The sequence below is a fragment of the Flavobacteriales bacterium genome (assembly GCA_016124845.1).
Classification (GTDB): Bacteria; Bacteroidota; Bacteroidia; order UBA10329; family UBA10329; genus UBA10329.
In genome coordinates this window covers 39795-54230 of sequence record WGMW01000056.1, presented here as the reverse complement: position 1 = coordinate 54230, position 14436 = coordinate 39795, and the positions used below count along the sequence as shown (strand labels likewise).

Sequence of the window (14436 nt, the reverse complement as noted above, 5' to 3'; positions counted from 1 at the left end):
CGAAGAAGTACGTGATGCGGAGTATGCTGAAAAGAATGCTTGTTGTGTTTGCTATTGCTGCCGGTATGGTGCTGGTTGCGGGTGCAGATGCCAACACTCCGGCCAAGCGCAACGCGTTCATGGGGCTGGAGCTGTTGACGTTTGCGGCAGATACAGATACGCTTTCACTTCCGTACCCGGTTCCGGACAGCTACGACCCCACACCGACAGGCAACGACAACGGCCTGTATCTGAACGACCCGGAGAACATCAAGACCGATATTGATTACGACCCGGAAAGTGGCGAGTACAACATCAACAAGACCGTGGGGGAAGACATCAACTACCGTCCGCCCACCTACATGTCGTTCGATGAGTTTCAGGATTACAACGCCAATCAGGCCATCCGCGATTATTGGAAAGAGAAGGCGCAGACACAGTCGGAAAGTCAGCGCAAGCCGCTCATCCCAAAACTGAACATCAAGAGCAAACTGTTCGAGTCGATCTTCTGTGGAAGCACGGTAGAGATCCGTCCGCAGGGTTCTGCCGAACTGATCTTCGGGGTGAACGTGAGCAAGATCAAGAACCCGGCACTTCCGGCCAATCAGCAGACCAACACCACGTTCAATTTCGACCAGAGTATTCAGCTGAACGTGACCGGAAAGATCGGTGACGCGATGTCGCTGGGCGTGAACTACAATACCAACGCCACATTCGATTTCGAGAACCAGATGAAGTTGAAATGGCAGGCGTGCGATGAGGACAACATCTTGCGAAGCATTGAAGCGGGTAACGTTTCGCTGCCACTAACGGGTTCGCTCATCAAGGGAAGCCAGAACCTGTTCGGGGTAAAGGCCGTGGCGCAGTTCGGACGATTGACCGTGACGGGAATCTTCTCGCAGGCGAAGAGCGAGAGCAATTCTGTGCAAACGCAGGGCGGGGCGCAGGTTACCAAGTTCTCGGTGAAAGCGGATGAGTACGAAGCGTACCGTCACTATTTCCTCACGCAGTTCTTCCGCGACCACTACGACCAATGGTTGGCCGACCTTCCGTTGGTGAAATCGCCCATCAACATTACGCGTATCGAGGTTTGGATCACCAACACCAGCGCACAGACAAACGGTGGGCAGCGGAACGTGGTGGCAATGATGGATCTGGGTGAACCTGTGGCTGATGCCTACAACCATACGTTTATAGGTCCGGGCACGGGCGATCAGGGCGTTCCGAACAATAATGCGAATAACCTCTATCAGAAGTTGACCTCATCCTATGTTGGGGCAAGGAATATCGATCAGGTGGAAGGCGTGTTGGGGCCGCTGGAAACTACCGACAACTTCATCAACTCACAGGATTACGAAGCGTTGCAGTTTGCCACGCCATTGGATCCATCGGAATACCGGTATCATCCGCAATTGGGTTACATCTCCTTGAACAGGGAAATGCAGCCGAATGAGGTGCTTTCGGTGGCGTTCCAGTACACGTACGGAGGCAAGGTTTACCAAGTGGGTGAATTCTCCACGGACGGTATCACAGGCGATCAGGCGCTTTATACCAAGTTGCTGAAAAGCACCATCACCAACCCGAAGTTGCCGCTTTGGGACCTGATGATGAAGAACGTCTATAGCATCGGTGCCTATCAGGTATCGAAGGAGGATTTCCGCTTGGACATCATCTACGACAACATTGCCGCAGGTACCAAGACCAATTACATTCCGGAAGGGGCGATCGATGGGCAGATCCTGCTACGTACGATGAATCTGGATAAACTGAACTACAATAATGACCCGTATCCTGATGGGTTCTTCGACTTTGTAGAGGGCGTGACGATCACCAGCCAGAACGGCCGCATCTACTTCCCGGTGGTGGAGCCGTTCGGTAGCCATTTGGAGAATAAGTTCAATCTTCCATCTGAGGAAGAGATCGCCAAAAAGTATGTGTACCAACAGTTGTACGACTCTACGCATCAGGCGGCATTGAACTTCCCTCAATTGAACCGATTCATCATTGCGGGAACCTACAAAGGCGAGGGTGGTTCGGTCATTTCGCTTGGCGGGATGAACATTCCGCAAGGAAGTGTGACCGTGACCGCTGGTAGTCAGACCCTGACCGAGAACGTGGATTACACGGTGGACTACACCTTGGGCCGTGTGACCATTATCAATGATGCGATCATTGCATCGGGTCAGAAAGTGACCGCCAACTACGAGAGCAATTCGCTCTTCAACATCCAGAAGAAGACCTTGGCAGGGGTGCACATGGATTACAAGATCAGTAACGATCTTGTGTTCGGTGCCACGATAATGAACCTGCGCGAACGACCGCTGACGCAGAAGGTGAACCAAGGTGATGAGCCGATCAACAACACCATTTGGGGTGTGAATGGTAGTTACCGCACCGAGTCGCGTTTGCTCACCAAGTTGGTGGACATGATCCCGCTGATCAGCACCAAGGAGGTGTCAACCTTCTCTGCTTCGGGTGAGTTTGCCCATCTCATTCCGGGCAATGCCAAGGCCATTACAAAAAGTGGTGTTTCGTATCTGGATGACTTTGAGGGAAGTGTGAACTACATCGACCTGAAGCAGCGGCAGTCGTGGGTGCTGGCAAGTACACCGCAGGGTCAGAGTCAGTTGTTCCCAGAAGGTGCGGCCTCCAATCAAATAGGCAATGGTATCAACCGTGCCAAGTTCGCATGGTACATCATCGACCCGCTGTTCTATCGGAACAATAACCTGACCCCTGCACACTGGGGCAAGGAGGAGCAGTCGTATCAGTATTCGCGGGGTGTATTGCAGCAGGAGATCTTTCCGAACAAGCAATCGCAGATCGCCAACCAGCAGACCAACCTTCCCATTTTCGATGTGGCCTTCTACCCAAAGGAGAAAGGACCGTATAACTATGATGCTGATGGAGGAACACCTGAAGGAATTGACTACGGTTATGGCCTCGACCAGGATGGGAACCTGAATGAACCTGGCAAGCGTTGGGGCGGTATCATGCGCCAGATACAGACCACCAACTTCGAGACGAACAACATCGAGTTCATCCAGATCTGGATGATGGATCCTTTCTATTATGATACTCAGAACCAGCACAGCGGGGGCGACCTCTACTTCAACATAGGTAACATTTCGGAGGATATTGTGCGTGACGGGGTCAAGAACTTTGAGAACGGATTCCCTTGGCCGGACAACCCCAGCTTGCCCACGGATACCACCAACCTGGCCATTGTGGCCAAGAGTACCAACATCGTCAACGTGTTTGCCAACGATCCCAATGCACGACCTTTCCAAGATGTTGGTTTGGATGGGATGAATGACGACCAGGAACTGTCTTTCCATACGGGAAACCTACCTTCTGGAACGCCCAATTCGGATTATGTACATCGCTTAGATAGCATGTTGGCCCAAGGGCCAAGCGTATTGACGCAAGCCGCTTATGATAAACTGACCGCAGACGTATCCACAGATAACTTCAAGTACTATCGTGGAGATGACCTGGATGCCAAGCAGGCATCGGTGCTGGAGCGATATAAAATGTACAATGGCCTTGAAGGCAACTCGCCAACAGCCAACCAATCCGGAACCTCGTTCCAAGCCTCTTCTTCCACGTTGCCGGATGTGGAGGACATCAACCGCGACTTCACCATGAACAAGTCGGAAAACTATTTCCAGTACAAAGTGAGCTTGAGGAAAGAAGATCTTGTGGTAGGTAAGAACTACATCACCAATGCGGTAATGGGACGCGGCCAATTGGCCAATGGCCAGAATATCGATGTGATGTGGTATCAGTTCAAGATCCCTGTGAGAGCTCCTGAGAAGGCCGTGGGAAACATCTCGGATTGGCGTTCCATCCGATTCATGCGGATGTTCCTGAAAGGGTTTGAGGACTCCATCGTGGTGCGTTTCGGACGTTTGGAGCTCGTACGTGGGGAATGGAGACGTTACCTTTTCTCGCTGGAAGAACCGGGCGAATACATTCCAAGCGATCCGGGCGACAATACACCTTTCGACATTTCGGTGGTGAACATTGAGGAGAACGGGGTGAAGGAGCCGATCAATTATGTGCTGCCACCGGGAATCTACCGTCAGCAGACGCCATCGAGCAACACCACATTGCGTCAGTTGAACGAGCAGTCGCTAATGCTCCGTGTGTGTGATCTGGAAGATGGCGATGCGCGGGCGGCCTATAAGAACACCCAGTTTGATGTGCGTTCCTACAAACGCCTCAAGATGTTCATCCACGCAGAGGCCATCGACCCGAATGTGCTGAAAGACGGGGACGTGCGGGTGTTCCTCCGCTTGGGAACCGACTTCGACAATAACTATTACGAGTATGAGGTTCCGGCCATCGTAACGCCACCTGACGAATACAATCAAAACAGTGATGATGACCGTTATGCCGTCTGGCCGATTCTGAACAACATTGATGTGAATTTTGAGGATCTGAAGCAGGCCAAGCTACAGCGGAACAAGGATCTTGTCTCCGACCCAACGGTTTCCTTGACCAAGCGGTATGAAGTGGATCATGGGCCGCGGAACAAGATTGCGGTGAAGGGTAACCCGAACCTGGGGAACATCAAGTCGATGATGATCGGTATCCGAAACCCGAAGAAGACAGGCGTGAACGATGGTGATGATGGTCAGCCCAAATGTGTGGAAGTTTGGGTGAACGAATTGCGCTTGACGGATTTCGACAACCGTGGAGGATGGGCCACAACCGGGCAGGTGAATGTGAAACTGGCCGACTTCGCAACGCTGAACGGAGCGGTCGATTACACGAAATTCGGTTTCGGTGCATTCGACAGTAAGCCAAGTGAGCGTTTGCGCGAAACAATTACCAACTACGACCTTTCTGCACAGATCGCGTTGGGCAAATTCTTCCCAACCAAGTTGGGAGTAAATGTTCCGCTTTACCTCAGCTATGGTGAGTCGTTCAGCGATCCGCAGTACAATCCGCTCAGCCCGGACATTTCCATGGCGGCTTCGCTCACCGAGATCAAGGAGACATCTGCCAATCCTGACTCTGCGCGGAAGGCGTTGTTGCAGAAGACGCAGTCCTACAACAAAAGGAGGAGCATGAACTTCACGGACGTGCGCATTGGGGTGAAGAGTAAGAAACCGATGCCGTGGGATCCGGCCAACTTCGGGTTCAATTATTCCTACAGTCAGAATTACATGCGCGATATCAACACCAAGTATCGCGAAACGCGAACCTATCGTGGAGGAATGAGCTACGATTATAGTCCGAAGGGTAAGAACGTGCGTCCTTTCGCGAAGCTAAAACTGGTAAATGCGATGGTGGATGCGACCAAGGAACGGCAGGAAACGCGGGTGAAGGAACAGAAGGCATTGGTAGACAGTTTGAAACGCGCCAAGGTGAAGGGCGAGGAAATGAAAGAGGCGGAAGATCAGCTGGAGAAATACACCAAGCGGAAGGAGAATTATCAGAAATGGTCGCGGAACATGTTGCGGTCAGGTTGGTGGCAGCCTATCAAAGATTTCAACTTCAATTATTTGCCGAACAAGCTCGGTTTCCGAACGGACATGGACCGCAGGTACACCGAACAGCAGTTGCGGAACACCACCGATTATGCCGACATCAAGATCGATTCCACCTTCCAGAAATCCTTCTTCTGGAACCGTGAATACCATTTTAAATACGACCTGACGAAAGCCATCAAGATTCAGTTCGATGCCTTCAACTTTGGGCGGGTGGATGAACCTGCCGGGCCGGTTGACAAGAAATTTGACAACTGGCACCACATGCGCGATTCCATTTGGTCGAATGTGATGAACGGAGGCCGTACAACGCAGTACAACCATAATACTACGGTGAACTGGAATTTGCCGATTGACAAGTTCCCGATACTCAGTTGGGTGACCTCAAACGCATCGTACACAGGAAACTATTCGTGGAAGGCGGCTCCTTTGCAGCGCGATTCGGCTGGAAAGTTCGTTCAATCATCCTTCGGGAATACGGTACAGAATTCGCAAAACTGGCAAGTGAACGTGAATGCAAACTTCACCCAATTATACAACAAAATACCGTTCTTTAAGAAGGTCATGCAGAACAGTAGGCGGTCGTCCAGTGCAAGGCGCGCGGCAGCCAAGGGTCGATCGAAGGGAAGTCCGGGAGGAAACGATCCGAAATCGCAGAATGACACGGTTGATAAACCGAAGATCAACTTCGGGAAGATACTTGGCGAGGGGCTCGTCAACCTGATATTAATGGTGAAATCTGCGAACGTCACTTATTCGGAGAACAACGGAACGCTCTTGCCGGGTTATCGACCGAAAACCAAGTACATGGGACTTTCGGATACCATGCAGAACATCATGGGCATGGTGCCGTTCATCTTCGGTTGGCAGCAGTACGCCTTCGATAATATTGCCACGGGTTATGATATTCGGGCAGAGGCCATCAAAGGAAACTGGATAACCAACGATACGCTCCAAAGTAGTCCGTTGACCCAAACGCAGTCCAGTTCGCTGAACATCCGTGCCACGGTGGAACCGATCAAAGGCTTCCGTATCGACCTCACCGCCACCCGGACCTACACCGAAAGTCTGAACGAGTATTTCCGTTGGGATGAGGCGCTGCAATCTCCTGTGAGTTACAATCCGTACACCACGGGTAACTTCAGTATGTCGTACATCACGGCCAACACGGCTTTCATCCGGCAGCGGAAGGATAATACATCGCCCGTTTTTGAGAATTTCAAAGCAAATCGATTAACGGTGGCCGAACGGTTGGCAAATGCGCATCCGGGTGCTTTGACCACGGAGACGAACGGCTACCCGAGCGGTTATGGACCCACGCAGGTGGATGTATTGATTCCCGCGTTCCTTGCTTCTTATGGTGTGTACGATCCATCCAAAATTGAGATGAGCACCTTCCCACGGATCCCGTTGCCTAACTGGCGGGTCAATTATGATGGGATTGGAAAGATTCCTTTTGTGAAGAAGTTTGCGCGGAACGTTACACTCGGCCACTCGTACCGATCGACCTACAGCGTAAGCAGTTTCAGGACCAACCTTGGTTTCGAACCGCTGATCGAGGGACAGGATTACCCGAATTCACGCGACAGCTCCAACAACTTCATCTCCAAATACCAGATCGGAAGCATCACCATCAGCGAGCAGTTCAGTCCGCTGATAAGTCTCGATTTCAACTTCAAGAACTCCATGACCGCCAAAATGGAGGTGAAGACCAGCAGAACGCTTTCGCTCAACTTCTCCAACAATCAGGTTACCGAGGTGACCAGCGAGGAATATGTGGTGGGCGCGGGTTATACATTTAAGAATGTGCCTTTCCCGATCAAGTTCGGTAAGAGCACCAAACGCATCAAATCGGATATGAATTTGCGATTGGACTTCTCGTTGCGCGATAACCGAACCATGATCCGAAAATTGGATGAAGACCTCAATCAGGCCACTTCTGGTCAGAAACTCATCAGTATAAAGGTGAATGCGGATTACGTTATCAACCAGCGGTTCAATATCCGTTTGTTCTACAATGGGGCCATCAACACACCTGTGGTCTCCTCCTCATTCCCAACGCAGAACCACGCAGCAGGCCTAAGTCTCAGATTTACATTGGCCGAATAGCACACGAATCGGCATAAAACATAATTTTGGCCGAAATTCTAAATCACGTAGCGAAATGAACATCCCAGCCGACCTGAAGTACACCAAAGAACACGAATGGATCAAGATTGAAGGCAACGTTGCCACCGTTGGTATTACCGATTTTGCACAAGGCGAGTTGGGTGATATTGTTTATGTGGAGATTGAGACCGAAACGGAAACGTTGGCCGCTGACGAGGTTTTCGGAACCGTTGAAGCTGTGAAGACTGTTTCCGATCTTTTCATGCCAATGTCGGGCGAAGTGGCCGAGGTGAACCAAGGTTTGGAAGCAGATCCAGAAGCGGTAAACCGCGATCCTTATGGCGCAGGTTGGATGATCAAGATCGAATTGAGCGACCCATCAGAAGCAGATAACCTACTTTCTGCAGATGAGTACGCAGACCTCATTGGAGGATAAGAAACGCGAATAAATATGTTACTGAGATCGATACTGGCTGTCCTCTGGACGGCCTTTATCTTTTATGCGCTTCTGTCTCCGCCAAGCGGAGTACCGAAATACTGGTGGCTCGAACTGTCGGGAATGGACAAACTCATCCACGCGGTGCTGTTCGGGGTAGAGGCGTTTCTGGTCGCTTGGAATCTGGTGGGGAACAAATTTCAACGACCGATGCTGTGGTCTTTGCTGTGGTGTTTTCTTTTGGGTGGAGGTTTGGAATTGGCGCAATTCTATTGGGCTACAGGTAGAGATGGCGATTTCCTTGACCTTCTGGCCGACATGGTCGGAGCGGTGATCGCGATCGTTGGTTTCCCGCAGATCCGGAAAAAATTCACGTCCATTGTGGAATAGCCTGAAAGTTCGCATCCAACTACATGAAACTCGATTGTTGAGTTTGCATCAATAGTTATAAATTTACCCGCCCATAAAAATCAAACTATGGAGATTAAGAAGAACCCTGAAGTTGACCTGGAGAAGAAACGTTCGCTGTTTCTGGCTGCAGGTTACGTTGTGGCGCTTGCATTGGTGCTTACGGCCTTCGAATGGAAGACCTATGAGCGTAGTGCTGGCGACCTCGGACAGCTGGTGATCGATGACATCGAAGAAGAGATCATTCCGATCACGGAGCAGAACCAACCACCGCCACCACCGCCACCACCGCCACCACCAGCTCCCGAAATTGAGATAGTGGAAGATGACGTGGAGATTGAGGATGAAGTGGAGATCATGGACGTGGAAGCCACGCAGGAAACGATCATCGAAGAAGTTGTTCCTGTGGAAGAAGAACCGGCTGAGCCTGATTTCTTCACCATTGTGGAGGACATGCCAGCGTTCCCAGGCGGAGATGCTGCGCTGCTCAAGTACATTGCGGAACACGTTGAGTATCCTGCCATTGCCAAGGAAAACGGCATCACAGGTGTGGTTTATGTAAGCTACATTGTAGGTAAAGATGGTTCGGTAAGCGATGTGAAGGTTGTCCGTGGAGCAGACCCATTCTTGGACAAGGAAGCCGTACGCGTGGTAAAAACGCTGAAAGGCTACAAGCCAGGAAAACAGCGTGGTAAGCCCGTTCCGGTTCAGTTTACCATTCCTATCCGATTCCAGTTGCAGTAATCGGAACAAACGAAAGAAAGACAATCCCGATCAGCGAAAGTTGGTCGGGATTTTTTTATGAAAGACCCTGAAGGTTCCAGAAACAGGGGTGTCCGAAATGCAGGTTCTGTGAATGAACCCATTGATCCTCATTAAAAAGAAGGAGATGTGGAAAATGGTTGAAACCATTCCCGAACGTGTTGATTCCACCATAGCCCACGATTTAAATCGTGGGCTATGGTGGACAGCAAGGCACCTGCCGTTTTAACGGTTTTGAAGACAGGTCTATCACTGGCTGGCGAGTGTGATTCAATTTTTTTCGGAGACCCCGGTTTCCGAAACCTCAAGGACTTTCCACAATAAGTTCTGAAACCTTCCGTTTCACCAACAAAATCGCTCGAATGGTACAACACTACCTAACCTTAAATTTCTCGTATCATGAAAAGTTCGAAAACACCATTGGAGCGGAAAAGACCATTGTTTTTCCTTGCGGGGCTTGTGTTTGCCCTTTCCATCACCCTTGTCTCATTTGAGTGGCGCACGCCTTATCATCTACCGGAGGTTTATAAGCCGCAACCAGATATTGACAGGCCGCCAATTGAATTGCCCCCGATAACATCTCGCGAAGAGAAAAGGGAAATTGCAAGGCCAAAGCTTCCTCAAAAGCCGATTGAAACTACACAGATGGATATTGTGGAGAACGATGTGGTTGACGCAGTTGACGCTGATGAGCCTCAGTTCCCAGACGAAGCGGATTTGCCTTCTGAGGTGGCAAGTGCTCCCGAAGCAGATGAACCTGAAGAAGATGAGATATTCATGATTGTGGAGGAAATGCCCAACTATCCGGGCGGTGAAGGAAAGCTTCTTTCTGATCTAACGAACAGAACTGAATATCCGCAGATCGCAAAGGACATGGGCACGACCGGAATCGTATATGTGTCTTACGTTGTAGACAAGGAAGGCAATGTTGTGGACGTAAGGGTGGCACGCGGAGTTGATCCATTTCTCGATAAAGAAGCTGTCCGTGTGGTCAAAACTTTGAAAGGCTACAAACCGGGCAAGCAACGTGGCCGTCCCGTTTCTGTCCAGTTCACCGTTCCTATTCGGTTCGTTCTACAGTAAAACATAACGGATGGTTGAGTCCCGGTCGGTGTTATGCCGGCTGGGATTTTTTGTGCAATAAACCCGCGAACTGTTCCGTTGAGATAAGACAACCGCTCAAGATGACCCACGCGTACCTAATCACTTAATCCCACTACAATGAAAGATCGAAAAGCACCTCTTGAGCGCAGGCGTCCGCTACTTTTCTTGGCCGGACTTGTATTTGCACTTTCCGTCACCTTGGTTTCGTTCGAATGGAGAACGCCTTATACCATGCCTACAATTCCTACCGGACCGACTGTTGGAGAAGATGAACCCATTTGGATTCCCGTAACGCTTCTGCCCGAACCGAAGAAACAGCTGGAAAAACCGGCATTACCGGAGAAGAAACCGGAACCGACCATTATCGACCTCACCAACACCAATAAACCTGAGAACAATGCTTCGGAGAAACCACAGTTTCCAGAGATTTTCGAACCGCAAAATGGAACGTTGGTGAAAACCTCTGAGCCAAGCGTGGTGGATAATGTGGGACCGGAGAAATTTCCCACGGTTCAAGCAGAATACTGCGGAGGCGAACAGGCGATGTTCGATTTCCTGAAACAGGAGTTGGAATACCCTGAAATTCCACGTATCAACGGCATTTCAGGAACGGTTTACGTGCAGTTTGTGGTCGGAAAAGACGGTCACTTGCGCGATGCACAGATTCTTCGTCCTGTCGACCCGTGGTTGGATGGCGAAGCACTTCGTGTGGCCAAAATGCTCGATTGTTTCACACCCGGCATGAAGAACGGAAACAAGGTCGATGTGTACTTCGTTTTGCCCATTCGATTTGCCTTGACCTGAGAAATCATCGCTTACGGCACGTAAGTGATATTTTTGTCCCAAGCCTCTTACCATGCGCTTGGGACTTTTTTATGCCTTTCTGTCTGCGGTTGTGTTGTTTGCTGTTCCAAGCTTGGCTCAGGAGCAGTACAATTATCCGTTCAATCATACGCAGTATTCCGAGTTTGAAGGCTATTTGCATGTAAAAGGTTCGGAGTTTCATAGTGGGATGAGACCCTTTCGCGTAAGGCAACTGAACGAGGCCTGTCCGTTCGATTCCATCCGCGCGGTCAACTATCACAAAAGCAAATTCTCCCGTACGCTGGTGGGTAGAAAGCTTTTCCGCCAAAGCCTTCTTCGGGTCGATTCGGCCAAATATCAGTTCTATGTCGATCCCGTGTTCAATCTCGAACTCGGTTGGGATGCCAAAAGCAAGGAACGCCTCACGGTCAACACCAAGGGACTTACATTTAAAGGAAGCATCGGTAAGCACGTTTCGTTCATTACCACGTTCTGGGAAAACCAGGCCACCTATCTGCCATACCTTAATAAGTGGATCGATAAGAACCAAGTGGTTCCGGGAGAGGGTCGCATCAAGGATTTCCAGTTTGATAATGCGCTGTACCGCGCGTTGGGTGTGAAGGTGAATGGGTATGATTTCAGCATGGCTTCTGGCCAGGTTTCGTACTCACCGACCAAGCATGTGAATTTTCAGCTGGGGCACGATAAACTATTTGTGGGCGAAGGTTACCGTTCGATGTTGCTATCGGATGCCACATACAATTATCCGTTCCTGAAGATCAGTACCAATTTTTGGAAGATCCAGTATGATGTCATTTTCACGCAACTGCAAGACACGCGACTTTTCTCCACGTTCGAATCGGGTTTCAAGAAGAAATGGGCCACATTCCATTACATGAGCATTTTGGTGGGCAAGCGCATGCAGGTCGGTCTGTTTGAGGGTGTTATCTTTAAAGGCGACAGCGTTGGAAACGGGCATTTCAATTGGAATTATTTCAATCCGGTCATGCTGTTCCGCTCCATTCAGTATGCTTATGATAAGTCGGGGAACAATGCCCTGTTCGGAATCAATCTTAAGTATGTGCCTTTCAATGGTGCAGCCTTTTACGGCCAATTGGCCATCGACAATCTCAACTTCACCAAACTCGGCCAAGGCGGAAGCATGGATCAGCGTTTGGGCTGGCAGTTGGGTTTCAAGTTTTTCGACCCGTTCGGGCTGAAGAAATTGTACGGCCGGTTGGAATACAATGGAGCACTTCCTTATACGTACGCAAGTTCATCAACCTTAACGAGTTATACGCATTACAACCAGCCGTTGGCGCATCCGCTGGGAGCCAACTTCCATGAGTTTGTGGGCGAACTCGGTTACCGCTGGCGCGATCTGCGCATCAGTTATCGCATCAGTTACGCCAAGGTTGGGCGCGACACCACGGGGCTGAACTATGGAAACGATGCATTTCTTTCGGATGCAAACCCAGCGATGGGTGTGGATTCGTACGGGAACAAGATCGGGCAAGGTGTAAAGACCAGCCTCACGTATCAGAACTTGGAATTGGCGTATGTGGTCAACCGTGCGTCCAATCTGAATATCGTTTTCGGACTGCGTTACCGCTTGGCCAAAACGCAGTACAGCAAGGAGGAGAACGCATACGTTTATTTCGGCATCCGAACGCTTTTACGAAACCTCTACCATGATTTTTAGAAGAGTGGTCATAGCATTTTGGGTGCTTTCCTTTCCTCTTTTTGGAATGGGGCAACGACTTGTAGTGGAGCACTCTCCTTTGCTGGAAACCTTCTTGCAGGAAGAACCAATGAAAAGTGGCCTACCGGATTTTCATGGGAATGTGCGCCCGTGGGTGTTGGGAAAAGACCTTCAAGCAAAACGCGAGGCTGTGCTACGATCGTTCGTTTTTGCAGACAGTTCGCGGTTGCACCAGTTCTCGCAGGGCCATTTTTTCTATTACAGCAAAAAGTGGTTCGGAGTGCAGATAGACCCGATCTATCATAGCGTGGCGCGTTACGGTACGGCCTCTGGCTTCACGACCGAACTGTATGGTGGCGTTCGCGGAAATGTCTTTCTCGGCAAGAATTTCGTGGGGCATTTTTCCATTCGTGGCGGAGCCTTTAAACCCGTGGCGCACGTGCAGCGCTACATGGATCAGAATAATGTGGATCCAGGTCAGGGAAGTTTTGTCAACCGAGGCTACCTGAACACATTCTTCGACCCGAGCGGCTATATTTCGTATTCGCCATCCAAGCATTTTAACGTGCAGGCCGGTTACGACAAACTCTTCATCGGAAACGGTTACCGCTCGCTCTTCATCTCAGACAATTCCAATCAGTACGCGTTCTTGAAATTGGATACGCGCGTTTGGCGACTGCGCTACGTGAACATCTGGGCGAATTTCAAAGACATCATGCCAGGCGATTATCGCAACAAACTGGGCTCGTTCCATTACCTCTCACTCAATATTGCCAAGCGTTTCACCTTCGGGATGTTCGAGAGCATCATTTGGCAGGCGGCCGATAGCACGGGTGTTCGCGGGTTCGAACTCAATTACATCAACCCGATCATCTTCTATCGTCCTGTGGAGTTTTCGCTCAATTCGCCCGATAACGTGCTGCTTGGCTTCGATTTCCGCTACCGCATCGGAAAGAACAATCATCTCTACGGACAGTTGATCTTGGATGAGTTCCTCTCGAATGAGGTTTTCAAGAACATCACGGCTCGCAACGATCCTACCGTTCCGAAAGGTTTTTGGGGCAACAAGCAAGGATTTCAGGTAGGAATTAAAGGATGGAATCTCTTTTGGATCAAGAACCTGTATTACCAGACGGAGTTCAATTGGGTGCGGCCGTTCACGTACACGCACTTGACCATAGAGCAGAACTATGGAAATTACAATCAGCCGATAGCACATCCGCGCGGTGCCAATTTCTTGGAATCTGTAAACGTGCTTCGCTACCGCAAGAACAATTGGCTCCTCGAAGGCAAGTTCATTTACTCGCAGTTTGGCCTGGACACGAACAACATCAGTTACGGTGGCAACATCTACCGATCATATCTGCTGCGCAACGGTGAGTACGGACACAAAATGATTGACGGTTTAAAGACGAACCTTTATCTGTGGCAGTTCCGTGCAGAATATGTGCTGAACGCTTATTGGGATCTGCGCATCATCGGTGGCTTCACAACGAGGGTCGAACAGTCTAAACTGCACCGCTACGAAGAGCTTTATATGTTCTTCGGAATCTCAACAGACCTGACACGGCCGTTTGATGATTTTTAGCGGTTGCTTTTGCTGTTTGCACAATCTCTTCGTTAAGCTCTGAGAG

8 protein-coding genes are annotated in these 14436 nt (G+C 50.1%); all 8 read left to right on the top strand.

What is annotated here, in order from left to right; genetic code table 11:
• Positions 1–14: 14 nt before the first annotated feature.
• The 8 genes from sprA to GC178_17790 all read left to right on the top strand — a co-directional run bounded on the left by sprA (position 15) and on the right by GC178_17790 (position 14390).
• Positions 15–7586 (top strand): cell surface protein SprA, encoded by a 7572-nt coding sequence (gene sprA, locus GC178_17825; GenBank protein ID MBI1289430.1) that lies wholly within the window; start codon positions 15–17, stop codon positions 7584–7586.
• Between the two features lie 55 nt (positions 7587–7641).
• The gene (gcvH, locus tag GC178_17820) at positions 7642–8022 is read left to right on the top strand and encodes a glycine cleavage system protein GcvH (protein MBI1289429.1); all 381 of its coding nucleotides are present in this window, start codon (positions 7642–7644) and stop codon (positions 8020–8022) included.
• Between the two features lie 15 nt (positions 8023–8037).
• A complete protein-coding gene (locus GC178_17815) occupies positions 8038–8412 on the top strand; it encodes a hypothetical protein (protein ID MBI1289428.1) in 375 nt (124 codons plus the stop codon).
• An 87-nt stretch (positions 8413–8499) separates the two neighbouring features.
• The gene (locus GC178_17810; protein MBI1289427.1) at positions 8500–9174 is read left to right on the top strand and encodes a TonB family protein; all 675 of its coding nucleotides are present in this window, start codon (positions 8500–8502) and stop codon (positions 9172–9174) included.
• A gap of 417 nt (positions 9175–9591) precedes the next feature.
• Positions 9592–10275, top strand: coding sequence for a TonB family protein (locus GC178_17805; protein ID MBI1289426.1), 684 nt, complete (start codon positions 9592–9594; stop codon positions 10273–10275).
• A gap of 138 nt (positions 10276–10413) precedes the next feature.
• On the top strand, positions 10414–11100 hold the full coding sequence (locus GC178_17800; GenBank protein MBI1289425.1) for a TonB family protein: 687 nt from the start codon (positions 10414–10416) through the stop codon (positions 11098–11100).
• A gap of 52 nt (positions 11101–11152) precedes the next feature.
• Entirely contained in the window at positions 11153–12802 is a 1650-nt protein-coding gene (locus GC178_17795; GenBank protein ID MBI1289424.1) for a hypothetical protein, read from the top strand.
• Positions 12792–14390, top strand: a complete 1599-nt coding sequence (locus GC178_17790; protein ID MBI1289423.1) for a hypothetical protein — start codon at positions 12792–12794, stop codon at positions 14388–14390. The genes GC178_17795 and GC178_17790 overlap by 11 nt, the downstream gene beginning before the upstream one ends.
• The last annotated feature ends 46 nt before the right edge of the window (positions 14391–14436 follow it).